Genomic DNA, 25,721 nt, shown 5'->3' on the forward strand with positions numbered 1-25,721 from the left:
CTCTTTTAAGTGTAGTGGGTGCATATGCACTCGCAAACGCAATTTACAACTTAATCAATAAGACTTTGTTGTTTCAGCCAACTTTTAAACAATCGGGTATGAGGATTATCAAGGTGGGTAATAATGAAATAGCCCGCATTGGCACGAATAGCAGGAAACGGTGCGACTAGCCTTTCTTGATTGAGCTCATCTCCCAAAAGAGCCATTCGAGCTAACGCAATTCCCAACCCAGCTTCCGCCGCAGACATTGCCATGTCGGTGCGATTAAAGAAGTGGCCCTGATGAGTGTCGAAGTCAAGACTGTGCTGTGCGGCCCAGTATTTCCACTCCTGATCTTTCGCGGAATCGCTCCAAGGCATGGCATCATGAAGCAAAGTCACTTGCTGCCAGTCTTCGGCCGTGCCCGACGCACAGAGGTGTGAAAAGTGATGAAAATACCCCGGGCTCATCACAGGTAAAAGAGATTCTTCCATCAATAGTTCTGCTTGAGCCAACTTGTAAGGCAAAGGCCCATAATCAATGGCTATGTCAAAGTCTCGACTCTCACTGTCCACCAACGCTCCTTCGGCAAAAGTGTGGATCTGGATCTCTGGATGACGCTTCTGAAAATCGTCTAAACGCGGCACCAACCATTTGAAGGCCAGAGAAGGAGTGAGCTTAAGCCGTATCTGTTTACTGTCGGTAACATGCGTCAATTTGTAGACATTGTCCTCAATTGCCGCCAAATGTGGCGTCACTGACTGAACCAGCTTATCCCCTTTTTCGGTCAGGCGGATACCTCTTGCGTGACGCTCAAACACACTAAAGCCTAAGCGCTCTTCCACCGCCTGCAGTTGCTGACTGACCGCTCCCGTAGTGAGATTGAGCTCACGGGCAGCGCTGGTCAGACTGCTGTGTTTAGCGACGATGCACACCAGATTGATGCCATTAAGCAGAACAGATTTCATAAAAGCTTTTAGTTTTTCTAAACAGTACTGTTAATTCTTATCGATTGTTAATCAGATGTAAATCCACCACGCTTAGCAAAATCGTTAATTTGTGGAGTCGAGTGTGAAAGTCGTTATCTTAGGCAGTGGTGTGGTGGGATTAACCAGCGCTTGGTATTTATCTCAAGCTGGTTGCCAGGTCACTGTCGTTGATCGTCAGCCCCGCGCCGCGGAAGAAACCAGTTTTGCTAACGCCGGGCAGATCTCTTATGGCTATTCATCCCCTTGGGCTGCACCTGGTGTGCCACTCAAGGCAATGAAATGGCTATTAGAAGAACACGCTCCGCTAAAAATCAAACCTAGCCTCAACCCCGAACTCCTCCATTGGGCCAGCCAAATGCTGAAAAATTGCCAGCTGGACAGGTACCGGATTAACAAAGCCCGTATGTTGGCGATTGCCAATCGTAGCCGAGAGTGTTTAGCGCAGTTAAACCAGCAACACGACCTCAACTATCAAGGGCGCACTCAAGGGACACTGCAAATTTTCCGCAACCATAAACAATTGGAAGCCGTAGAGAAGGACATTGCTTTACTGGAAGAGAGTGGTACTCGCTATCAATTGCTAGATGCCAAGGAGTGTCTGCTTCAGGAGCCGGGGCTAGCCAATATTCAAGGTACTTTGACTGGCGGGCTTTATCTGCCAGATGACGAAACAGGAGATTGCTATCTGTTTTGCCAGCAACTTCAGGCAATGGCAGAACACGCTGGCGTCGAGTTTCTGTTTAACACTGAGATTCAGCGTTTGAACATTCAAGGTAATCAGGTCACCTCTGTTGTGACATCACAGGGGGAAATCGAAGCTGACAAATTTGTCGTGGCAATGGGCAGTTACTCAAAAAGCCTTCTTGAACAAGTCGGGATAGACATCCCACTCTACCCAGTAAAAGGTTACTCGTTGACTTTACCTGTGATCAATCGAGACTTTGCTCCGCAATCAACCATTATGGATGAAACGTACAAAGTAGCGGTCACACGATTTGAAAACCGGATACGCGTCGCGGGTACAGCCGAGTTAGCCGGATTTGACCCAGCTCTACCAGACAAACGACTGGCGACCTTAAATCATGTCGTTGCTAACCTATTTCCTCAGGGCACGGACTTAACTCAAGCAGAATACTGGACAGGCTTTCGCCCAATGACACCAGATGGGACACCCATTATTGGGGAGACAAAGATCGAGAATCTGTTCACGAATACGGGTCATGGCACCTTAGGTTGGACGATGGCCTGTGGGTCAGCCGACATTCTAACTGAGGTCATCACAAGGTCGAATAACCTTCAATATAAAGAGCTAAGTACATATCGGTACGGTAAATAGTATAAATATCTGCAAGAACCAACACTAACAGTACAAAAAACGAGCTACCAAACACGGCGCATATTCCTAAGTGCGCTGTGGATTTAGTCATATCAATTCAATTCTCAAGCAAATTGAAATTCCACACTACAATAACACCACTCGTTAACATTTATTTAGCATTTTGTGCCTGAGCTCACGCAAACAAACTTTAAAGTATAAATTGGTTAACATCGGAGTTACAAAAAGGTTAATATCCTGTTCAGAAAACCACCACTATAAAACTAAACAGGGAAAATACTTATGCAGTCATTAGTTGATTTTCTGAATGGAATCATCTGGAGTCCGGCACTGATTTATTTGTGTCTTGGCGCTGGTTTGTTCTACTCAATCATGACGCGATTCGTGCAAGTTCGTCACTTCGGTGAAATGTGGCGTCTGCTTCTTTCAGGTAAAAGCTCGTCCAAGGGCATTTCTTCTTTCCAGGCACTCGCCGTCTCACTTTCTGGACGTGTAGGTACAGGTAACATTGCAGGTGTTGCAGCGGCTATCGGTTTCGGTGGTCCTGGTGCAGTCTTCTGGATGTGGGTTGTTGCATTCTTTGGTGCAGCAACAGCATACGCAGAATCAACACTAGCGCAGATTTATAAAGAAGAAGACAACGGCGAATTTCGTGGTGGTCCTGCTTACTACATTGAGAAAGCAATGGGTCAGACGTGGTACGCGTGGATCTTCGCTATCGCGACCATTTTCGCTTGTGGTTTCCTACTACCGGGTGTTCAGTCAAACAGTATTGGTAATGCTGTTGAGGCAGCGTTTGGCTCAGGTGCAATGATCGAGACAGCGATCGGCACATTCAGCTTTGCGAAAATCCTGACAGGTACTATTATCTCTGTCATCCTAGCCTTCATCATCTTCGGTGGTGTTAAGCGTATCGCGAACTTCACTCAGATCGTGGTTCCTTTCATGGCACTGGCTTACATCGTAACGGCCTTCATCATCATCCTTCTAAACATCGGCGAAGTACCACGCGTATTCTCAATGATCATTGGTGATGCGTTCACACCTATGGCAGGTGTTGGTGCGGCTATCGGTTGGGGTGTTAAACGTGGTGTTTACTCAAACGAAGCGGGTCAAGGTACAGGTCCTCACGCGGCTGCAGCAGCAAGCGTTGACCACCCAGCTCAGCAAGGTCTGGTACAGTCGTTCTCTATCTACATCGATACACTACTAGTATGTTCGGCGACAGCATTTATGATTATCATCACGGGTGCTTACAACGTACACGGTGCAGAAGGCTTCCTAGTTCAGAACGTAGCAGCGGACATTGCGGCGAATGGCCCTGTCTTCACTCAGATGGCAATTGAAAGTGCATTACCGGGTATTGGTAAGCCGTTCATTGCGATTGCATTGTTCTTCTTTGCTTTCACAACCATCCTTGCGTACTACTACATTGCGGAAACAAATGTGGCCTATATCCGTCGCCACATCAAAGTTAACGGCTTGATGTTCGTACTGAAATTGGCACTTATTGCCGTTGTGTTCTACGGTACAGTTAAGACTGCAAACCTTGCGTGGGCAATGGGTGACGTGGGTGTTGGCCTGATGGCATGGCTAAACATCGTCGGTATTCTGATTATCTTCTTCATGGCGAAGCCTGCACTTAAAGCTCTAAATGATTATGAAGAGCAGCAGAAACAAGGCGTGAAAGAGTACACGTTCAACCCTGTAAAACTAGGCATCAAAGGTGCAGATTACTGGGAAGATAAATACCGTCGTAAGACAGGCAAAGAGCCTACAGCAGAAGAAGAGTCCAAACCTGTTGAGCAACCTTCAACCTAATTTGGATATCTAAGATAAAAAGCAGTGGTAAAAAAAGGGGTTAGCCTATGGCTAACCCCTTTCATCTTATGTTCCCAAATATATTTCTAACACGGCCATTAGCCATGCAAGCAATATTCTTTACGCTGCAACAGCTTCTGTTGCAATCGATGCATTTTTCTCACCAATAGGCAGAATAGTACGGCCATATTCGTTGTTCAGTACTTGAGCCATCGCGAAATAGATTGCACTTGCGCCACAGAAAATACCTTCAAAACCTGCAATTGTGCTAATCAGCTCACTCCCCGTGAAATCACGTGCGGCAAGTAGGAAAAACAGAATAGTTAGCGAGCCGAAAACCACTTGCTTCGCTGTTGGATAGCAAAGAGAGCCGATAAACATGAAACCCGTGAAGATGCCCCACAGAGCTAGGTACCAACCCATAAAGTGTGCAGGGCTTGCTGGTAAACCCATGTAAGGCATAACAATCAAGCCAACCAATGTTAGCCAGAACAAGCCATAAGAAGTAAACGCGGTAGTACCAAACGTATCACCACGTTTAAAGCACATCATGCCGACAATCACTTGGCTCAGACCACCATAGAAAATACCCATTGCCAAAATCATTGAATCAATTGGGAAGAAGCCTGCGTTATGAATGTTTAGCAGGATGGTTGTCATACCGAAACCCATCAGACCAAGTGGAGCTGGGTTAGCCAGTTTTGTTGACATTTTGCACACCTTTCAAAAAAATTAATAAAATTTACGCGCGAAGTTTAATTCCGTTCGATAAAAAAGATAGATCTGGAATGTGCAATCTAAGATTCCGAAAACCGTCCCATAAAGCTAGAAGCAATGGCAGGCTACGCCATCAATAGAATGAACAGTTGCTTGAAGCCACTGTTCATTACTCTTAGTAGTCGCAAATAAAAAGCTCCTGCTTATTGCAGGAGCTTAGCTAATGAGTCATGAACCTTTTACATTACTGGCAAGAGATTTCATCCCAGAACCAGTTCGATTGGGTTGGCGTGTCCCAAACGCCCGGGCCGTTTTTAGCGACAAAACATTTACCTTCATGGGTAACTTTATCGCCGTTGGCAACCTGAGTTACACCAGCTTGCCACTGAATAAAGGTATCAGGCACTGGCGTTGGGTCAGGATTCGGAGTTGGATCTGGCGTAGGCTCCGGTGTTGGTTCCGTTGGCGTTCCGGAAACTAATTCCCATGGCCCACCAGCACTCGGATTATCCCCCTGTGTCCACCATTTCGCTTTATACGTCGCCCCTTCATGGATGACTTCATCACCTGTGTTGTACACCTTAGTAGCACTCCAAGCCTTTCCTGTGCCAGGATCAGGGTCAACCGGGTCTAACTGGTCAACAACACGCACTTCAGGCCAACTCGCGTGAGAGCCGTACAAATTAGTCACACATTTTTCGTAGTCACCCGGTACCAGCGCAGAGTAAGCAGTCTGGAATCCAACTAATTCACACTCAAATGAATAACCACCCGGACGATCAGCATAGTACTTCCAGTTGCCGTCCCAGTTGGTGTACAACACATCAGTCGCACCATTTAGGTTAAGGCTGCCGTATGGAGTTTGTTGCCAGCAGGTATTCCTTTCATCGGCTTCGATTGGAATCTGATAATAAGACGACAGTCCTTCCCAATATCTTATGCGGTTAACGGGTTGCCCTTTATTCTTATTCTGTTCTCCACACTCAATGCCCCCATTTATGATGTTAATGGTGGTGCCAAAGCCATAACCAATCCCCGCTTCAATTTCACGTTGAGAAGGCGACCACGTTTTATCAATCACATGCAACATCGCTGGTTTCGGTGCTTGTGGCGTTAAAAAGAACCAGATCGCAGATGCTAAGTTCAACCAAGAGTCGGCAACTAAGCCTGGGTTGTTGAGCAAAACAGACGCATCACCATCAAACATTGCTTCGGAAAACGCGCCGTAATTAAAGTGGTAAGAAAGCTGCTTAGCACCACGTCCAAAATAACCCTGTCCAGCTGCACACGGCCATTTTTTGTTTTGCCAATCGTTCTGTCCACAACCAGTGGTATAGCCTTCCTGACCTTCTGACCAGCCCATTTCACGCACATGTACAAGTGCCTGTTGCCACTCTTCAAGACCTAATGGGTTATCCGACACATTATCTTTGGCAATATGCCCCCCTGTTTCCTGCGCGAAGTGGGCAAATGCCGTCACGATAGAACGTTTACAGATCGCATCGGAATCTCGCCCATCCGTATACTCAGCACAAAACGCAGGGAACTTACCAATCGCACGTAGGAAGCGGGTATAAGTATATTCAGGCGCAGCCATATTAGTCAGAAAATCCCACTCAGCCTGAGGGAACACACGTTCAGCGCGCTTAACGTTATCCGGATTAGTGGCAAGGTTGGGCTCAATCGCCTCAACAACGCTATTCGGTGCTGTAGTAAGTGCCTGAGACCATATCTGGTACATAGGATCGGAAGTTTGTGCTTGTTCTGCCGCCTGAATGTCAGCGCGGGCAACCACATAACCATTCGGATTCTGCGGGTCAGGTTGAATATTGGTCATCGCCCAACTGGACGACATAGCAGCCAAAGATACGGCGGCGGCCAAGTAACTTACTTTCTTCATCTCACTTTTCCTTGTTTTATAAAACTGAAAAGAGATTAGAAAAAGTCAGATCAAGAATCACGGTGAATGAACTCACCTGATGTTAAGTTGCGAGTCACTTTGTAGTTACAACGAAATAAGAAACGGTCTAGGCCAATAAAAATGTCTTTTGGCTTCAAAAACACCAAATAATTCACCGATATAGAATCCAATAACACTGTCATCATCAGCGAGCAATGTTAATTTATCAGAACATTACACTATATAATTATTAAGCCATTAAAAAAGCCAGCCCGAAGGCTGGCTCTTAACGTTTTGCATCAACGAACAGGATTATTCCCACTCAATCGTCGCTGGTGGTTTACCCGAAATGTCGTAAACCACACGTGAAATACCGTCAACTTCGTTGATAATACGGTTAGATACTTTACCAAGGAAATCGTATGGTAGGTGCGCCCAATGTGCCGTCATGAAGTCGATCGTTTCAACTGCACGTAGAGAAACCACCCAATCGTATTTACGGCCATCGCCCATTACACCAACAGAGCGTACTGGTAGGAACACCGTGAAGGCTTGCGATACTTTGTTGTAAAGATCCGCTGCATGTAGCTCTTCAATGAAGATAGCGTCTGCGCGACGTAGCAAGTCACAGTACTCTTTCTTTATTTCGCCAAGAACACGAACACCTAGACCAGGACCTGGGAACGGGTGGCGGTAAAGCATGTTGTATGGAAGACCAAGCTCTAGGCCAATCTTACGAACTTCATCTTTGAACAGCTCACGCAGAGGCTCAACGAGACCCATTTCCATATCGTCTGGCAGACCGCCAACGTTATGGTGAGACTTGATTACGTGTGCTTTACCTGTCTTAGATGCCGCTGACTCGATGACGTCTGGGTAGATAGTACCCTGAGCAAGCCATTTCGCATTTTTCAGCTTCTTAGACTCTTCATCGAATACGTCGACAAATACGTGACCGATAGTCTTACGCTTCTCTTCTGGATCCGACTTGCCTTCAAGAGCCGCAAGGAAACGCTCTTCCGCATCAACTTTGATGATGTTCAGGCCGAATTGGTCGCCAAACATATCCATCACTTGCTGACCTTCATTTAGACGAAGCAGACCGTTATCGACGAATACACAGGTTAGCTTGTTACCAATAGCGCGGTGAACCAGCATTGCAACGACAGATGAATCCACACCGCCCGATAGGCCTAGGATAACTTCATCGTCACCTACCTGCTCTTTGATACGCGCAACGGCATCTTCAATGATCGATTCTGAAGTCCAAAGCCCTTCACAACCACATACGCCAAGAACAAAGTTCTCAAGCATTTGCTTGCCTTGCTTAGTGTGCGTTACTTCAGGGTGGAACTGAACACCGTAGTATTTCTTCTCTTCATTGGCCATTGCCGCATAAGGACAAGTGTCTGTCTCACCGACTTTTACGAAGTCCGCTGGAATTTCTACAACTTTGTCACCGTGGCTCATCCACACGTCTTGAGTTGCTTCAAGATCTTTAAACAGTGCCGATTCACCAGAAACTTTGACTTGTGCGTAGCCGAATTCACGCTCGGTTGAACCGGCAACTTTACCACCTAGCTGCTCAGCCATAGTCTGCATGCCGTAACATACACCTAGTACTGGCACACCAGAGTCAAATACATATTGAGGCGCGCGTGGAGAGTTATCTTCCGTTACGCTTTCTGGACCACCAGATAGGATGATACCGTCTGGATTGAATTCACGAATATCCGCTTCTTCAACGTCCCAACTCCACAGTTCACAGTAAACACCGATTTCACGTACACGGCGTGCTACTAGCTGAGTGTACTGAGAACCGAAGTCCAAGATCAGAATACGTTGGTCATGAATATTTTTAGTCATTTTGAGCAGTCTTATAAGCTAAGTTATTAAAACGGAGGCGAGTGTACTCGCCTCTTATTAATGCTTCAAGGAAAAAGCAAACGTTTACGTCAGGTGTGTAGGTTTTATTTTTACAACAGTAAGAAATTAACCTAGACGGTAGTTTGGTGCTTCCTTGGTAATTTGAACGTCGTGTACATGAGATTCTTTCATGCCAGCGCCCGAAATACGTACAAATTCAGCTTTAGTACGCATATCTTCAACGGTTGCACTGCCAGTAAGACCCATGCTTGAACGTAGACCACCCATTTGTTGGTGAACGATCTCTTTTAGACGACCTTTGTATGCGATACGGCCTTCGATACCTTCAGGAACAAGTTTGTCGGCAGCGTTATCAGACTGGAAGTAACGGTCAGATGAGCCTTGAGACATCGCGCCTAAAGAACCCATACCACGGTAAGCTTTGTAAGAACGGCCGTTGTATAGAATTACTTCACCTGGTGCTTCTTCGGTACCAGCGAACATTGAGCCAACCATCACACATGATGCGCCAGCAACGATAGCTTTACAGATATCACCGGAGAAACGGATACCGCCATCTGCAATAACTGGAATGCCGTATTCGTTCGCAACTTCTGCCGCATCTGCAATAGCAGTAACCTGAGGAACACCTACGCCAGTTACGATACGAGTGGTACAGATAGAGCCTGGGCCGATACCAACCTTCACAGCACTGACACCCGCTTCAATCAGCGCTTTAGCGCCTGCACTCGTTGCAACGTTACCGCCAATGATGTCGAGATCTGGGTAAGCCGCACGAGTTTCACGAATACGGTTTAGGACGCCTTCTGAATGGCCATGAGAAGAGTCGATAAGTAGAACGTCAACACCCGCTTCAACCAAGGCTGCAACACGCTCTTCGTTACCTGCACCAGCACCAACTGCTGCACCAACGCGTAGACGACCTTGCGCATCTTTACATGCGTTTGGTTTACGTTCTGCTTTATGGAAATCTTTTGCTGTAATCATACCAGTTAGTTGGAACTCATCGTTCACAACCAGTACTTTCTCAACACGTGCTTCATGCATTTTCTCTTGCACTTCTTCACGAGTTGCACCTTCTTTTACTGCCGCCAGACGCTCCTTAGGTGTCATAACGACTTCAACTTTCTTAGAAAGGTCAGTTACGAAACGAACGTCACGGCCAGTGATGATACCAACTAACTCATTGTTGTCAGTTACGACAGGGAAACCTGCAAAACCATGCTTTTCTGTTAGAGCCACAACGTCTGCAATTGTTGCATCAGGGTTTACAGTAACCGGATGTGAAACCACGCCAGCTTCGTAAATCTTAACCTGATGAACCATTTCAGCTTGCTGCTCAATCGACATGTTTTTGTGGATAAAGCCAATGCCACCTTCCTGCGCTAGAGCGATAGCCAGACGAGCTTCCGTCACGGTATCCATAGAGGCAGAAATCATCGGAATGTTAAGGGTAATATTTTTCGTCAGCTGAGTGCGAAGATCAGCTGTGTTTGGGAGAACGGTGGAGTGTGCTGGCACTAGTAGAACATCGTCGAATGTCAGCGCTTCTTTGGCAATTCTTAGCATTTGCAATATCTCACAATTAGAGGAGTAAAAGAACAATCCGGTCTCATCGTTTCGCATAATGAGGGCAGTTAGCGGAGAAGCTAGGCTGCATTTGGATTAGATATTGCGGACGGATTATACGGCTAACGCAATCGCTTGACCACAAGTTTTTTTAATTTTTTTCTTGCAATTACCCCCTTGCTATGTATTATATTGCCGCTAATTTCCATACTCACGCCTATGAGATTAGCTGTGTCATCTCTGACTAATCAAAACATCTTCACTGTATCTCGTCTTAATTCTGAAGTTCGCCTATTACTAGAAAATGAAATGGGTATTGTGTGGTTGGTCGGCGAAATCTCAAACTTCTCTGCGCCCGTTTCAGGCCACTGGTATTTTACCCTCAAAGACTCCCGTGCTCAGGTTAAGTGCGCCATGTTCCGTGGCAACAATCGCCGAGTGACTTTTAAACCTCAGAATGGCAATCAGGTTTTAGTCAAAGCTCGTCTGTCATTGTATGAGCCTCGTGGTGACTACCAACTTATTATCGAAAGTATGCAGCCTGAGGGTGATGGCCGACTTCAGCAGCAGTTTGAAGAACTGAAAATGAAGCTGGCCGGTGAAGGTTTGTTTGCCCAAACCAGTAAACAAACATTGCCGGAGCACCCAAAACGCGTTGGCGTAGTGACCTCCAAAACCGGCGCTGCCCTCTTCGATATTCTTGATGTCCTTAAGAGGCGTGATCCTTCGTTACCTGTCGTGATTTACCCTACATTGGTTCAAGGAGAAGATGCGGCCATTCAGATCGCACAGGCGATAGGTTGTGCGAATAGTCGCAACGAATGTGACGTGTTGATTGTTGGCCGTGGTGGCGGCTCTTTGGAAGATCTTTGGTGTTTCAACAACGAAGTTGTTGCACGTACAATTGCAGCCAGTCAGATACCTATTATCAGTGCTGTTGGACATGAAATTGATGTGACTATCGCCGACTTTGTTGCCGATATGCGTGCACCTACGCCGTCAGCCGCAGCGGAATTAGTCAGCCGAGATAACAGCCATAAAGCGCAAGCCATCAATACTCGTCAGCACAAACTTCATAGTGCTATTCGTCATTATCTGACCAAGCATAAACAAAACACGTCGGCGCTACAGCACCGACTGGAACGTCAACACCCGTCTCATCAACTTCAGAGACAGAGCCAACAGCTCGACGAGTTGTCTGTTCGTCTGCAACGCTCAATGGAACGCTATCTGACTACCCGCAGTCAGAACGTAGAACGCCAGCAATATAAGCTACAACTCCACTCTCCAGTGGCGCGACTTAATGAACAGAAGCTGTCGTTACAAAGACTTGAGCAAACTCTGATGGACGCGATGGACAGAAAGCTACTTAACTCTCGCCACCAACTCGCACTGGCTACTGAAAAACTGGATACTGTCAGCCCGCTCGCGACGTTAAAACGTGGCTACTCCATTACTCAAGATGCATCAGGTAAAGTGCTGACCAAAGCGGCCGAGACAAAAACGGGTGATACTCTGGTCACCCGTTTATCTGACGGAGAGATACATTCTACCGTCGTTTAAGCCTGTTTAATGAACTGAAAGCCAACTCTGGACTTCGACTTAAGTTCGTTACAAGTGTGACAAAAATAGCTGGCGGAACCACAAGCCTGTAATTTTTCTAGCTTGTCTTCACACTCAGGGCAGTAGCCAACCTTGATGTAATCACTTGCACAGTCATTGCAGTGGTAATGACCTTGCCACTCTAGCTCTTTCTGACATACTGGACACGGGTTCATATTGAATTCTCTTAATCGATGCTTCTACTGAGAGCTTATATTCTGAGGCACTCCAGATACTATGATCTAAGTCACTCTCAGTGGTGATGCTTAACCTGATACATCTGCTTATCCGCTTGTTTAATCAAGCACTCAATAGAGTCTAGGCGTTCAATATTCACAATAGACAACCCGACACTCACATTGACTTCAATCGTATGCAGTGGAGTAATCTCTGCCAAACTTTCTCTGAGCTCGGTATGCAGGGTCCGGAGAGCTTCTTCATCATCTGAAAACGCAAACGCGACAAACTCATCGCCACCATAGCGTCCACTAATGCCTGACTCTGAAAAACAGTGTTTGAAGGCGTGGCCAACTGCTGTTAACACAACATCCCCTGCTTCATGTCCATTCTTGTCATTGATCTGCTTGAACTTATCAATATCGGCAAAGAAGCATGCGACGTAAGTTAAATTGGTGTTGAGACAATCAGAAGCTCGCTGAAGCAACGCTCGTCGATTCAGACAACCTGTTAAGCAATCATAACTAGCGTGATAGTGAAGCTGCTGTTCAAGCTGATATTTTTCCCACGCGACAGCGTAAAGAGAAGCCAACATTTCTAGAACTTCCAGCTCTTCTTCGCTTGGCTTAGAAGGTTGCGAGCTGTATATCGCAAATGTACCCATCACAGTCTGATCATTCGCTAATATAGGTACCGACCAGCAAGCGCGAAGGTTAGCTTTTTCAGTAATAGAGAGAAAAGGCGCCCAGTTAGGGTGGTGATTGATGTCTTCCACCACAACCGTTCGCTTGAGAAAAGCCGCTGCACCACAAGAGCCGACGTTTTCCCCAATCTCAACCCCTTCTATCGCCTGATTGTAGAAATCAGGCAAACTAGGCGCATATTCCAAATGCAATTGTTGTGTCGGCTCATCAAGACGCAAAATGGACGCACGGCGTTCACCAAACCAATGCTCGGACAGATCAACCACTCTGCGATTGAGTTCTGCTTTCCCCATTCCTAATGCAAGCTTGGTGAGCAACTTATTGACCTCTCTGTGGGCATTCAGAAGTCGGTTATAACTCATAAGGCTGACTCGTTTTTATTATTAACAGAACAAAGTAACATATAAGGTCATTTTATAATCAGACCTTAGCCACACTAGCATACTGAATAATTGATTATCGAGTTGACATCTATATTATGGGGTAAAGATCTTCATGAGATCATCGGCTAAATCCATTTTGATCAGCGATCACCCCTCAAAAGAATATTTATATAACCACACACCGAAAGCATAAGTTACATGTGCTGTTTTTGAATTTAAAACAATATTAAAACCCAAATAAAGCGCAAAAACCCAGGCATTTAGAATTTAATAAAATGATCGCATTATAATTATGCCGCGATTACATTAGTGTGCATTTCAATATTTTGCGCATCAATTTGAATCAAATTAACCACAATGTCTTTGTATTCATTGAGGTTTTTAGCATGTGTACCACCGCAAGGGATTTCAGCAAGGTTCTGTTCTCCAAGATCACATCGCCAATAACGTGAATCTGTTAACGCATTGCCACAGCATTTTATCTCGATATCAGAATCGACAGTTAACCATTGTGCTATCTGCTGGTTAACCCAGGATTGTATCTTTTCTAAATCAGCCAGCATGTCTGCACTGTTTAGCCCTCGCTTGCGCAGTGTTTTGCCAAGACGGTATGTATCGATACACTTATCTTCACTCACAAAGCTTGCCTCTTGGGCATAGCTGTTAAAGTCGTAGTAGCCGTGTGGGTCTTTACGATCTGCCTCTTTGCGCCAGTAACCATTTTCCACTAACACTTTGTTAAGCGCCAAATAGGCGATATGCCCAGCGCTGTGTCCCCGACTCAGTGCTTGCTGATACGGTTTGTCTACAACGAGTGTGACCTCCTGCTGAGCCACAAGGCCTGTGACCGATTTATCTAGGCAATGCACAACAACAAATGCCCATCCTTCTTCATCGCGTTTGACTGGGATTGCACTGCCAACGTAGAGCTCATCACTGCTGAGTTCAACAGCGCCAACCAAACAATCAATCACCACGTGACCGTCAATGGTTCCTTTATCCGCTGGATGATCAGGCCAGATATGACTTACGGGGTGGAATGGGGTCATTTCGGTGATGAGGTAAAGGTAATCTTGTCCCAATTCAACGCGTTGAACCTGAGAAGCAAGCTGCCACGTATCGTGACAAAAGCGTGTAATTGTAGGTGTAACAGACATCTAGCTATCCTGTATAAAAAAAGCGCCCTTATTTAAAGGCGCTTTTTGTTGTTCTATATTATTTCTTGCGGTTTTTCATCATGCTCATCAAGCGCTTACGTTTACGCTCTTGAGACAAGGTCATCTTATTTGACTTGCCTTCAAATGGGTTATCGCTGTTTTGGAATTGAATTCGAATTGGCGTGCCCATGATCTCTAATGACTTACGGTAATAGTTCATCAGATAGCGCTTGTAAGAATCCGGCAGTTCATTAACCTGATTACCGTGAATCACCACGATTGGTGGGTTATAACCGCCTGCGTGTGCATATTTCAGCTTCACGCGACGACCACGAACCAATGGTGGCTGGTGATCTTCGGTCGCCATTTTCATGATACGAGTCAGAACCGAAGTGCCCACACGAGTGGTCGCTGACTTATACGCTTCTTGAACAGACTCGAATAAATGGCCAACACCAGTGCCGTGAAGAGCAGAAATAAAGTGAATACGAGCGAAGTCAACAAAACCAAGACGACGATCGAGCTCTTTTTTAACGTGCTCTTTAACGTCCATATCCAAGCCGTCCCACTTGTTAACGGCAATGACAATCGAACGACCTGCGTTCAATGCAAAGCCAAGCAGGCTAAGATCTTGGTCTGAGATGTTTTCGCGTGCATCGATAACAAGCAGTACAACGTTAGCATCTTCTACCGCTTTCAAAGTCTTAACAACGGAGAACTTCTCTACTGTTTCGTTGATACGCTTACGACGACGGACACCCGCAGTATCGATAAGAACATACTCTCGACCGTCTCGCTCCATCGGAATGTAGATAGAGTCACGAGTCGTGCCCGGCATGTCATACACAACTACACGCTCTTCACCAAGGATGCGGTTAGTGAGCGTCGATTTACCAACATTTGGACGACCGATAATCGCCAATTTGATTGGTTGATCTTGAAGACGCTTAAATTCCGCTTCTGCTTCTTCTTCAGTGTAATCAAGCTTCTCTTCATCTTCGTCAATGAAGTCTGTAAGATCTTCGATTTCACCTCGTGCTTCTTCCGCCATTTTCTCAGCAAATGGGTTTAGTGCGCGGTCAATCAATGCACCCACACCACGGCCATGTGCCGCAGCAATCTGGTACATGCTTTCAACGCCTAGCTGCCAGAAGTCAGCCGAGGCTGCATCCGCATCAATGCCATCAACTTTGTTAACGACAAGCATTGAAGGCTTTTCAATCTTACGCAGGTGATTAGAAATCGCGATGTCCGATGGAGTTAGACCGGCACGGCCATCCACCATAAACAGTACAACATCAGCTTCATCAATCGCCGCAAGCGACTGTTCAGCCATTTTAGTTTCAACACCTTCTTCAGTACCGTCGATACCACCAGTGTCAATAACAATAAATTCGTGTTCACCAAGCTTAGCTTGGCCATATTTACGGTCACGAGTTAAGCCAGGGAAGTCCGCGACTAATGCGTCACGCGTGCGAGTCAGTCGATTAAACAACGTTGATTTACCAACGTTTGGACGCCCTACCAGAGCAACAACAGGTACCATAACAACCTCTACAATATACTTTCTATGTAGTTATAGGTAATGACTAATCCCAATACCAGTGTTTACCTATAACTACAGATTTTATTTTGTTCTATCCAATAAAACGGCTCCCAACTGTTACCAGCCAGGAGCCGAATGTGAATTATATCACACGATTACTTGGTAATGCTCAGTTTCTTTACATCGCCATTACGTGTTACTGCAATGTAGCCATCTGGCACATTAATTGGCGCAACTGCGAAACCGCTGCTGTTGATTTGCTGCTGTGCAACAAATTCGCCAGTATCTCGGTCAAGCCAATGCAGATAACCTTCGCTATCGCCCACAACCACATAGCCATTAATGAGTGCCGGTGCGGTCAATAGACGGTGTTCAAGTTGCTCGTTACTCCAAAGCTCTGTGCCACTGCGTGCATCAACGGCAACCAGATAATCTTTATCTGTCACAACAAACAGACGACCACCATCGCTGGCAAGATCAGTAGATGACGAGTATTTACGCTTCCAGACTGACTTACCCGAGCGCAGATCAATAGCGGTCAACTGACCGTTATAACCAACAATATACAGTGTGCTACCAAGAACCAGTGGAGAAGCATCAACGTCGACTAGACGATCGATTTCTGTTGCTCCTTGTGGCGTACCGATAGGCTGTTGCCAAATCAGCTGACCACGCTCTGCAATCGCAGCCGCTAGACGACCATTCGCTGTTCCCCAGAATACACCGCCAGATACCGTCACAGGAGCGCTGTTACCGCGCAGAGTCAGACTTGGCACTTCTGTGCTGATGGTCCACTTGATATCACCGGTTGCCTGATCCAGAGCAATCAACATACCCGTTGCAGTGTGAACAATAACTAAGTTGCTTTCCGTCGCAGGTGCCGCTAGCACTTCACCTTCAACATCTACACGCCAGTTCACTTCACCGGTTTCTTCGTTCAGGGCAATCACCTGACCGTTTTCACTACCAATAAAAATTTGGCTGTAACCTGCAGTGATGCCACCAGATAAGCGAGCGGGAACATTCTGTTCAAGATCTTGTTGCCACAAGGTACTGCCATTTTCAGGGCTCAGTGCCTTCACAATACCTTCACGGCTTGCAACAAAGACTTTGTCATAAGCATATTCAGGAGACAATTTAGAGAAGTAGTTTGATACGCCATCACCAACACTGGCACTCCATTCACTCTTCGGAGTGAATTCACTGTCAACCTGAGGCACTGGCGCCATGATAATGGTATCTTCTTCACTGGCACAGCCAGCAAGAACACCCAAAATGGCCGCCGCAGTGAGGGCTTTTTTCAGCATTTTATTCATGCACAGCACCATTACTTCGCCAGGTCGTCCAGTTTCATTTGTATAGTCTGACTTGCATCATCCGCTTGCTGTGCTTCGGTATAAGCTGCGTACGCACCTTCCGCATCACCTTTACGAAGAAGGATATCCCCCTTCAGCTCAGCAACACGTCCAGCCCAGCTTTCATCATTAATTGCAGCTAGTTCAGAAACAGCCGCATCAAATTCACCCTGTTCTGCTTTCAAGCGAGCAAGACGGAAAGAAATAACAGAAATTAGTGCTTGGTCTTCAGTCGCTGTTTTTGCCCATTCAAGCTGCGCAAGTGCTTCATCTAAGCTGCCCGCTTCAACCTGCACTTTCGCTAGTTGAAGAGCTGCAAGGACTGCATACTGAGTCTCTTTGTTAGCATCAATAAAGCTCTGAACCGCACCTTCGCCTTCAGCACCTTTGGCCGCCAGTTCCTGAACAGCCTTGGTATAACTTTCAGACGCAGCTTCCTGAGCTGCTGTCACTGAATCTTGGTAGTAGCGCCAACCAAATAGGCCACCCAGACCGATAACCGCGCCGAAAATGACCGCTTTACCGTTTTCTTTCCACCAATCTTTGATCGCTTCTACTTGTTGTTCTTCAGTATCGTAGAGTTCCACTTCCTGTCCTCTTGAATCTAAAAAGTGGTGACTAGAATCACCACTTCAAATTTGAATGCGTTTAAACCAACTCTGCCAGCTTAGCTGCAACGTCTGCTTGGCCGTAAGTTTCTTGAGTGCCGCCAATCAGGTCTTTCAGTACCACAGTGTTATCTGCTACTTCGTTTTCACCAAGAACCAGCGCCACTGCTGCACCTACCTTGTCGGCACGCTTAAATTGTTTCTTAAAGTTACCACCACCGAAATGGTTCATCACACGAATGCCTGGAACTTGCTCACGTAGTAACTCAGCCAGCTTCATGCCCGCCATCATAGTGCCTTCGCCCGCAGTAACCATGTAGACATCAACAGAGCGGCGAACGTCTGTCAGTTCTAGTGTTTCTAGCATGAGAACCAGACGCTCAAGACCCATTGCAAAACCGACAGCTGGCGTTGCTTTACCGCCCAACTGTTCGACTAGACCATCATAACGGCCACCGCCACATACCGTGCCTTGAGCCCCTAAGCTTTCCGTGATCCACTCAAATACCGTGCGGTTGTAGTAATCAAGACCACGAACCAGACGCTCATTTACTGTGTATTCGATACCTGCAGCGTCAAGAAGTTCACAAAGACCAGCAAAATGTTGTTTGGACTCTTCACCAAGATAATCTGAAAGACGTGGCGCATCACCAAGAATCGCCTGAACGTCAGGGTTCTTAGTATCCAAAACGCGCAGCGGGTTTGTGTGCATACGACGTTTGCAGTCATCATCCAGAACATCGATGTGTTGCTCAAGGAAGGCAATCAAAGCTGTGCGGTAGTTAGCACGGTCTTCTAGAGAACCGATAGAGTTCAGCTCAAGACGAACGTGTTTATCAATACCCAACTCACGCCACAAACGTGCTGTCATCATGATAAGTTCAGCATCGACATCTGGACCATCCAGACCAAATACTTCTACACCACACTGGTGGAATTGACGGTAGCGGCCTTTCTGTGGACGTTCATGACGGAACATTGGCCCCATGTACCATAGACGCTGCTCAGAGCGGTCAATCAGACTGTTCTCAATACAAGAGCGCACACAACCAGCAGTCCCTTCCGGACGAAGAGTCAGGCTGTCACCATTGCGATCGTCAAAGGTGTACATCTCCTTTTCAACCACATCCGTGACTTCACCGATAGCACGGCTAAATAGATGAGTCATCTCAACGATTGGCATGCGCACTTCGCTGTAACCGTATGCGCTGATTACATTCTTCACTGCGTTTTCAAGTTTTTGCCACAGTGGTGATTGAGTTGGAAGGCAGTCGTTCATGCCTCGAATTGCTTGGATTTTCTTTGCCACAATATTTACCGTAATTTTGGTTACGTTGAGATTAATCTTTTACTTTTACGTCGATGCGGTTTGCTTCGTCTAATGTTGAAGCTTTTGCACGAATTTTAGCTTCTAGCTGGTCAACAAGGTCATTATTGTCGAAACGCTCTTTCTGACGTTTACCGTCTTCGTAGAATGCGCTCTTCTTGTTGCTGCCAGCAAGACCAAGGTGAGAGACTTCTGCTTCACCCGGGCCATTGACGACACAACCAATGATAGACACGTCCATCGGAGTAATGATGTCTTCAAGACGCTCTTCTAACGCGTTAACCGTGCTAATCACATCAAACTCCTGACGTGAACAGCTTGGGCAAGCAATGAAGTTGATACCACGGGAGCGAATACGCAGAGATTTAAGAATATCAAAGCCAACTTTGATCTCTTCAACCGGGTTAGCTGCCAGAGAAATACGCAGCGTATCACCGATACCTTCTGCCAATAGCATACCCAGACCAACTGCAGACTTCACAGAACCCGCACGAGCACCGCCCGCTTCTGTAATACCTAAGTGAAGTGGCTGATCGATTTTCTTCGCCAACAAGCGATACGAATCCACAGCAAGGAAAACATCTGACGCCTTTACACTGACCTTAAACTGGTCAAAGTTTAGACGATCCAGAATATCAACATGACGCATTGCAGACTCTACCAGCGCCTCAGGCGTTGGTTCGCCGTACTTCATCTGGATATCTTTTTCCAGAGAGCCGCCATTCACACCAATACGGATAGGAATATTCTTATCGCGCGCGCAATCAACGACTGAACGGATACGATCTTCGTTACCGATATTACCCGGGTTGATACGTAGACAGTCAACACCGTACTCAGCAACTTTCAGCGCTATACGGTAGTCAAAGTGAATATCAGCCACCAGCGGAATGTTGACCTGCTGCTTAATTAGCTTAAAGGCTTCAGCCGCATCCATAGTAGGAACTGACACTCGAACGATATCAGCACCGACATTTTCCAGTGATTTTATTTGTGCAACAGTCGCTTCGACGTCTGTTGTTCTGGTGTTAGTCATTGACTGCACTGCAATCGGAGCACCGTCACCAATAGGCACATCGCCCACGTAAATACGAGTCGATGGGCGACGTTTGATAGGAGATTCGTGTTGCATATTTATTTCTAAGGTAAGGTGAATCTTGCTACTTTGCCTGAAGTATACCCAGAAAGGTCGACAGGTTCACTTGATAATGTCATTGAAACGTTTTCTGGGGCACCCAAAATCACGTTATAAGGCCTTTCACCGCTCACTTGTAAATCCTGACCGGCTTTCTTAATACCTGTCGCCAGTGTTTTACCTGTCGCATCTTTCACCTGAATCCAACAGTCATCGCTGAAAGACATTTCTAAGAGGTTGGCGACAACGGGTTCAGAAGAATTTTCGGTTTCTTTCTCTGGTTGGTTCGGCTCAGCGGCAACAACCGGTTCAGTGACTGGCTCCGTGACGACTTCAGGTTCAGCAGGCTCAGTAATTGCTTGGACAACTTCAGTTGGCTGCTCAACGATTTCAGGCTCAGCCGTTGCTGTTTCAACCGGAGTAGTGACCTCTTCAAGTGGCTGTTCAACCACTTGCTGGCCCTCTGGTGATTCATTAATCAGGCTTGGCTCAACCGCAGCAAAATCTAGCTCATCGTTTTCAGCCAGCTCTTGCTCGATTTTCATTTCTTGTTCCGTTGCAGTGGTCAGCTCAACTGCGCTGTTTTCTTGATTTTGCCACCACCAAACGGAAGAGATACCGACAATAATGGCAAAAATGCCCCATGTCAGAGTCATAATGCGGCTATCGTGTTTTTCTTTATTGGTCTTCTGCGAAAAGCTTTGCATCTCATGCTCTTCGTGCTGCGCTTCACCACAATCATCTAATGCGCACAACACCACAGATTCTTTAATGCCCACGACACGTGCATAAGAACGGAGGTAACCACGAGTAAAGGTCGCCACCTGTTCACTTTCAAATTGATTCAATTCGATGTTTTCAATGATGGAGCGACGCAAACGTAGTCGATCCGCCACTTGTTGCTGCGTCAGGCCGAGCTCTTCACGTTTTTGTTTTAAAATCGTACCCGCTTCGACTTTATTCTCTTCTTGTACTGGTGTTTGCTGTTCAACACTCATAATGTTTTAACGTCTCTTTTCAGGGGATTCTGAGCCAATCGCACGTTTATCGTTTTTCGTTAGTTGTGCTGGTTTTGTTCAAAATCCAAAATTTTTGAGGATATTGCCTCACCAAATTGCATAAAAGTACTTCACTCAATCGCAGAGGTATTACCTCTAAAGCACTAAAGTTTAATTCTAATAGATATCAGAGATGAAACAACATAGAAAAGGCGCATAAATTACAAGCAGCTCAAGGTTTTTCCTGATTTTGACATTATTTAGCAACACCAATTTACAAAAAAGCCAGAGCTGAGCCCTGGCTTTGTCGTCAAAACACTCAATTAAACTGCTTTTACTGCGATGGTGTCACCTTTAGCGGCACGAATCATTGCGGTGCGTTTAGTACGGTCAATCACATCACCAACCAACTGACCACATGCGGCATCAATATCATCACCACGCGTTTTACGAACCGTCACTGTATGCTCATATTGCATTAATGTTTTCTGGAAACGGTCAATGCGTGAGTTGCTTGGTTTTTTGTAAGGAGAACCCGGATAAGGGTTAAACGGAATCAGGTTAATCTTACACGGCGTATCTTTCATCAGCTCAGCCAATTCACGCGCATGGTCCATATCATCGTTTACATGGTCCAGTAGCACGTATTCCACAGTCACTTTACCGCGGTTCGCATTGGAAGAAGCGATGTAACGACGCACAGATGCTAGGAAGTCTTGAATATCCCAACGGTCGTTGATTGGCATGATTTCACTGCGCAACTTATCGTTTGGTGCATGAAGTGAAATCGCTAGCGCGACATCAATTTGACCTGTCATTTGATCCAGACCCGATACCACACCAGAAGTCGATACCGTAACGCGACGTTTAGATAGACCAAAACCTAGATCATCCAACATCAATTCCAATGCTGGGATCAGGTTTTTCATGTTTAGCAGTGGCTCACCCATCCCCATCATCACAACGTTAGTGATAGGACGACGGCCTGTCTCTTTTTCCAAACCAATTTCACGTGCTGCACGCCATACCTGACCAATAATCTCAGAGACTTTCAGATTACGGTTAAAGCCTTGCTGAGCGGTTGAACAGAACTTACATTCCAATGCACAACCAACCTGAGACGACACACACAAAGTCGCACGATCATCTTCAGGAATATAAACCGTTTCTACGTCCTGGTCGCCAACCTTCATCGCCCACTTAATTGTCCCGTCTGAAGAGTGTTGAGCTTCCGCCACCACAGGGGCTTTAATCTCACACCGATGGATCAATTTCTCACGCAGCTTCTTGTTAATGTTGGTCATCTTCTCGAAGTCATCGACACCAAAATGGTAGATCCACTTCATCACCTGCTCGGCACGAAATGCTTTTTCACCTAGCTCTTCAGCAAAAAACTTGCGCATTCCTTGGCGATCAAAGTCGAGTAGATTGATTTTTTCAGTGGTCATGTGGCCTCACGAAACGACGTAACATTAATTAAGGGCGCGAATTGTACAGCCTTTATTCAGCGACAACAAGAGGTCTAACACCCTGTATTTTTTAAGGCATTAATATCTCAGTGATTAAATTTCATACAGAAACAATCAACCCGCCAAATCGGCGGGTTGCGGTTAGCGGGAGACTTGTTTTATCTGTTCAACAATCGCTTTTAAACCATTGCCTCGCGATGGGCTGAGATGGGCAATGAGACCCAATTTTTCAAAGTACTCATCAATATTGAATGCCTGAATTTCTGCGCTGGTTTTGCCATTATAAGCCGCCATAACGAGCGCAATAAGGCCTCGCACAATACGTGCGTCGGAGTCAGCGCAAAAATGCCACACACCATCAAGATTTTCACTCACCAGCCAAACCTGGCTTTCACAGCCTGAAACCGTGACTTGCTCAGATTTCAGCTCATCAGGCATCGCAGGAAGTTTCTTCCCCCACTGAATGACCTGACGGTAACGATCCTCCCAGCCTTTAAAGCCTTGCATAGTCGTAACGATGTCTTCTGCTTGAATATCAGTGCCAAAAGGTGACTGTGGGAATGAGGACATAAGAATCTCCAAACGAACTATTTACGGTATTTCTGAATCAGCTTCTCGACAATGCGCGAAACCGCCACAAAGCCGAATGTTGCGGTAACGACCGTCGCCGCCCCAAATCCACTGGCGCAGTCCATACGCTTTGGCCCTTCCGCTGTAGATTTAACACCGCACACACTGCCGTCTGGCTGAGGGTACTTCAGTTGTTCCGTTGAAAATACGCACTCAATGCCAAATTTACGCTGCGGATTCTTGGGGAAATTATGGTGACGACGCAAAGTATCTTTAATTTTTTTCGCCAATGGGTCTTGGATGGTTTTGGTCAGGTCAGCAACTTGAATCTGGGTTGGATCGACTTGCCCACCTGCACCGCCGGTAGTGATCACTTTAATCTTGTTGCTACGACAATACGCCAGCAGTGAAGCTTTCGCTTTCACGCTGTCGATCGCATCAAGCACGTAATCAAACTCTTTTGACAGATATTCATGCTGGTTGTCTGGCGTAATAAAGTCATCAATCAGATTAACTTTGCACTCTGGATTGATAAGATTGACGCGTTCGGCCATCACTTCAATTTTACTCTGTCCCACCGTACCGCTCATGGCATGGATCTGACGGTTGATGTTAGTAACACAGACATCATCCATATCAATCAAGGTCAACTCACCGATGCCTGTACGAGCCAATGCTTCAACCGCCCAAGAGCCTACGCCGCCAATGCCGATCACACAAACGTGCGCGGCACGAAGGATCTCCACTTCGCTATTGCCATAAAGACGACGAGTGCCGCCGAAGCGTTGGTTGTAGTTGTCTGAAGCCGGAGTATCAAGTTCGCGCATGGTGCTGTTCTTCCGCCGAGTGATGGTACAAAAATAAAGAGTGCGATTTATACGCACTCTTTATTAAAAAGTCTAGATGAGAAAAGCTATTGTAACTTCTCGGGAGGCAATGCCCAAGGCGCTTGAGTTGACGAGTTTTCCAGCCCCAGCTTCCACACTCGCCCAAAGTGCTTATAGTGACCCGCCTCAGTTCCTGCTCTCGGCCCCATACCATGGTATAAATCGAGGTGATTCTGCTTCACCGCACCACCAGTATCGAGAACAATTAGTAGGCGTAACTGATGGGCACCACTCCAAGTGCCATCGGCATTGAGCAATGGCACTTCAGCAAGAATAGGTGTTCCCATAGGGAAAATCGAACGGTCACCCGCCACAGATGCCATTGGCAGTAATGGGATCCCAGCTGTACCTGTCACCGGAGCGTCCGCTCGGGGCTCAAAGAACACATAAGATGGATTTTGTTCAAGTAACTCACGAACGGTCGCTTCATCATTTGCCATCACCCACTCTTTGATAGCTTTCAGCGACATTTTTTCGCGCGGGACTTGGTCTCGCTCTATCAACACCTTACCAATGCTGACGTAAGCTTTGTTGTTTTTCCCACCGTAGGCAAAATACTCCAGCGTATCGTCATCTTCAAAATGAACAAAGCCGCTGCCCTGCACTTCCATCAGGAATGGGTCGATCATATTCGCTGCATAACCTAATTCCAGTCCTTGTCCTTCTAATGCACCGTCATAAATTTGAGCGCGCGTCGGGCAATCAGCGTCACACTCTGGTTTGCCATAGACTGGGTATTTGTAGGTTTCATTCGGTTCGTGGCGCAATTCCATTACTGGTGAGAAATAGCCGGTGAACAAGACGTTACCTTGCTTATCACCGCCGCCTAGCTGGGCAGTTTGAATGCCAAAGTCAGCTAACTGCGCAGGATCACCACTCTGTAATACCCATTCATTGAGCTTTTCATACAAAGGCTGATAAACCCGAGCCATAGAAGGTGAGTTTTCAACGACTTGTTGAGACTGTTTGGTAAATTCAGTGAAATCCCGTGGTTTGTCCGATTCTACAACTGCGGTTTTATTCAGAATCGAATTAAATTCACCATCAAGATATTGTTGAGCACGATCGTGCGGTTGTGCACAGCCAAAGAGAACACTGGCTGCCACAATTGGAAGATATTTTTTGAACACAGGTTTATTCCTTTCAAGCCTGTAACAAAGGATGACAAACTCAAACGGTTAGCGCAATCAGATAGACGTTAACGAATGTTATTTTTGGACTTTTCTGACAATTGATAAATAGGCTGATAATGCGGTTCAGAAATCAGTCTCATCTGGCTGAAGCTCTGATTAAGGATTTGGTAACGACGCTTTTCTTCGCCCACCTGAAATTCAACATAGCTCCCGTTAAAGCGGTAACGCGTGTTAACCACACCACCGTCAATCACCACACCGGTTTCATTGAGCACGAAGCGGTCTGCAGAGTAAGGCGCCACACCCTGTTCGACCCATGTTCCATAAACCATTGAATTAGGATGTGTAATATCCTGATATCGGTCGTAGAGCACTTTGGATACAAAGATGGCAGCTACGGCCAGCACAACAGCAGCAATCAATACTCCACGCTCTAACAATTTCTTTTTCTTCAAATTTGACGCCTACTTTG

General features: G+C 46.3%; 22 protein-coding genes. 3 read left to right on the forward strand and 19 right to left on the reverse strand.

Translation table 11 applies throughout. The annotated features are described in order from the left end of the window. Positions 1 to 50: 50 nt before the first annotated feature. Entirely contained in the window at positions 51 to 947 is an 897-nt protein-coding gene (locus tag VIC_RS10540; RefSeq protein WP_006959675.1) for a LysR substrate-binding domain-containing protein, read from the reverse strand. A 103-nt stretch (positions 948 to 1,050) separates the two neighbouring features. On the opposite strand from VIC_RS10540, the gene VIC_RS10545 reads away from it, so the two are divergent. Next, complete coding sequence (locus VIC_RS10545; RefSeq protein ID WP_006959677.1) at positions 1,051 to 2,304, forward strand: D-amino acid dehydrogenase; 1,254 nt, start codon at positions 1,051 to 1,053, stop codon at positions 2,302 to 2,304. Between the two features lie 282 nt (positions 2,305 to 2,586). Then, on the forward strand, positions 2,587 to 4,125 hold the full coding sequence (locus tag VIC_RS10550) for an alanine/glycine:cation symporter family protein (protein ID WP_006959678.1): 1,539 nt from the start codon (positions 2,587 to 2,589) through the stop codon (positions 4,123 to 4,125). A gap of 120 nt (positions 4,126 to 4,245) precedes the next feature. Here VIC_RS10550 and VIC_RS10555 read toward each other — a convergent pair whose 3' ends face one another. From VIC_RS10555 to guaB, 4 genes are all read right to left on the reverse strand, one after another. Further along, a complete protein-coding gene (locus tag VIC_RS10555) occupies positions 4,246 to 4,836 on the reverse strand; it encodes an acetate uptake transporter (RefSeq protein ID WP_006959681.1) in 591 nt (196 codons plus the stop codon). Between the two features lie 250 nt (positions 4,837 to 5,086). Beyond that, complete coding sequence (locus tag VIC_RS10560; protein WP_006959683.1) at positions 5,087 to 6,742, reverse strand: chitinase; 1,656 nt, start codon at positions 6,740 to 6,742, stop codon at positions 5,087 to 5,089. 312 nt (positions 6,743 to 7,054) lie between these two features. After that, positions 7,055 to 8,608 carry a glutamine-hydrolyzing GMP synthase gene (gene guaA / locus VIC_RS10565; RefSeq protein WP_006959686.1) on the reverse strand — a complete coding sequence of 518 codons (1,554 nt, stop codon included), beginning with the start codon at positions 8,606 to 8,608 and terminating at the stop codon, positions 7,055 to 7,057. A 126-nt stretch (positions 8,609 to 8,734) separates the two neighbouring features. Beyond that, positions 8,735 to 10,198: an IMP dehydrogenase gene (gene guaB, locus VIC_RS10570; RefSeq protein ID WP_006959688.1), complete on the reverse strand. Its 1,464-nt coding sequence runs from the start codon at positions 10,196 to 10,198 to the stop codon at positions 8,735 to 8,737. A gap of 231 nt (positions 10,199 to 10,429) precedes the next feature. On the opposite strand from guaB, the gene xseA reads away from it, so the two are divergent. Further along, positions 10,430 to 11,761, forward strand: a complete 1,332-nt coding sequence (gene xseA, locus VIC_RS10575) for an exodeoxyribonuclease VII large subunit (RefSeq protein WP_006959690.1) — start codon at positions 10,430 to 10,432, stop codon at positions 11,759 to 11,761. On the opposite strand, the gene VIC_RS10580 is transcribed toward xseA, so the two are convergent. From VIC_RS10580 to VIC_RS10645, 14 genes are all read right to left on the reverse strand, one after another. After that, complete coding sequence (locus VIC_RS10580; RefSeq protein WP_006959692.1) at positions 11,758 to 11,976, reverse strand: zinc ribbon domain-containing protein; 219 nt, start codon at positions 11,974 to 11,976, stop codon at positions 11,758 to 11,760. The two genes, xseA and VIC_RS10580, sit on opposite strands and share 4 nt — an antisense overlap. 77 nt (positions 11,977 to 12,053) lie before the next feature. Continuing rightward, a complete protein-coding gene (locus tag VIC_RS10585) occupies positions 12,054 to 13,043 on the reverse strand; it encodes a GGDEF domain-containing protein (protein ID WP_006959694.1) in 990 nt (329 codons plus the stop codon). A 311-nt stretch (positions 13,044 to 13,354) separates the two neighbouring features. Continuing rightward, complete coding sequence (locus VIC_RS10590; RefSeq protein ID WP_006959696.1) at positions 13,355 to 14,221, reverse strand: hypothetical protein; 867 nt, start codon at positions 14,219 to 14,221, stop codon at positions 13,355 to 13,357. A 58-nt stretch (positions 14,222 to 14,279) separates the two neighbouring features. Further along, the gene (der, locus tag VIC_RS10595) at positions 14,280 to 15,767 is read right to left on the reverse strand and encodes a ribosome biogenesis GTPase Der (protein WP_006959698.1); all 1,488 of its coding nucleotides are present in this window, start codon (positions 15,765 to 15,767) and stop codon (positions 14,280 to 14,282) included. Between the two features lie 155 nt (positions 15,768 to 15,922). After that, on the reverse strand, positions 15,923 to 17,083 hold the full coding sequence (gene bamB, locus VIC_RS10600) for an outer membrane protein assembly factor BamB (RefSeq protein WP_006959700.1): 1,161 nt from the start codon (positions 17,081 to 17,083) through the stop codon (positions 15,923 to 15,925). An 11-nt stretch (positions 17,084 to 17,094) separates the two neighbouring features. Then, a complete protein-coding gene (locus VIC_RS10605; protein ID WP_006959702.1) occupies positions 17,095 to 17,709 on the reverse strand; it encodes a YfgM family protein in 615 nt (204 codons plus the stop codon). A gap of 61 nt (positions 17,710 to 17,770) precedes the next feature. Continuing rightward, positions 17,771 to 19,039: a histidine--tRNA ligase gene (gene hisS, locus VIC_RS10610; RefSeq protein WP_006959704.1), complete on the reverse strand. Its 1,269-nt coding sequence runs from the start codon at positions 19,037 to 19,039 to the stop codon at positions 17,771 to 17,773. A 31-nt stretch (positions 19,040 to 19,070) separates the two neighbouring features. Beyond that, positions 19,071 to 20,189 (reverse strand): flavodoxin-dependent (E)-4-hydroxy-3-methylbut-2-enyl-diphosphate synthase, encoded by a 1,119-nt coding sequence (gene ispG, locus VIC_RS10615; protein ID WP_006959706.1) that lies wholly within the window; start codon positions 20,187 to 20,189, stop codon positions 19,071 to 19,073. A gap of 8 nt (positions 20,190 to 20,197) precedes the next feature. After that, a complete protein-coding gene (gene rodZ, locus VIC_RS10620; RefSeq protein WP_006959708.1) occupies positions 20,198 to 21,190 on the reverse strand; it encodes a cytoskeleton protein RodZ in 993 nt (330 codons plus the stop codon). Between the two features lie 323 nt (positions 21,191 to 21,513). Then, entirely contained in the window at positions 21,514 to 22,638 is a 1,125-nt protein-coding gene (rlmN, locus tag VIC_RS10625) for a dual-specificity RNA methyltransferase RlmN (protein ID WP_006959710.1), read from the reverse strand. Between the two features lie 162 nt (positions 22,639 to 22,800). Next, on the reverse strand, positions 22,801 to 23,229 hold the full coding sequence (csdE, locus tag VIC_RS10630) for a cysteine desulfurase sulfur acceptor subunit CsdE (protein ID WP_006959712.1): 429 nt from the start codon (positions 23,227 to 23,229) through the stop codon (positions 22,801 to 22,803). A gap of 17 nt (positions 23,230 to 23,246) precedes the next feature. Further along, complete coding sequence (tcdA, locus tag VIC_RS10635; protein ID WP_006959714.1) at positions 23,247 to 24,056, reverse strand: tRNA cyclic N6-threonylcarbamoyladenosine(37) synthase TcdA; 810 nt, start codon at positions 24,054 to 24,056, stop codon at positions 23,247 to 23,249. An 86-nt stretch (positions 24,057 to 24,142) separates the two neighbouring features. Next, on the reverse strand, positions 24,143 to 25,246 hold the full coding sequence (gene mltA, locus VIC_RS10640) for a murein transglycosylase A (protein ID WP_006959715.1): 1,104 nt from the start codon (positions 25,244 to 25,246) through the stop codon (positions 24,143 to 24,145). Positions 25,247 to 25,314: 68 nt separating this feature from the next. Further along, positions 25,315 to 25,704, reverse strand: a complete 390-nt coding sequence (locus VIC_RS10645) for a DUF2850 domain-containing protein (protein WP_006959717.1) — start codon at positions 25,702 to 25,704, stop codon at positions 25,315 to 25,317. Positions 25,705 to 25,721: the final 17 nt, after the last annotated feature.

The organism is Vibrio coralliilyticus ATCC BAA-450, from assembly GCF_000176135.1.
In the GTDB taxonomy this organism is placed as follows: Bacteria; Pseudomonadota; Gammaproteobacteria; order Enterobacterales; family Vibrionaceae; genus Vibrio; species Vibrio coralliilyticus.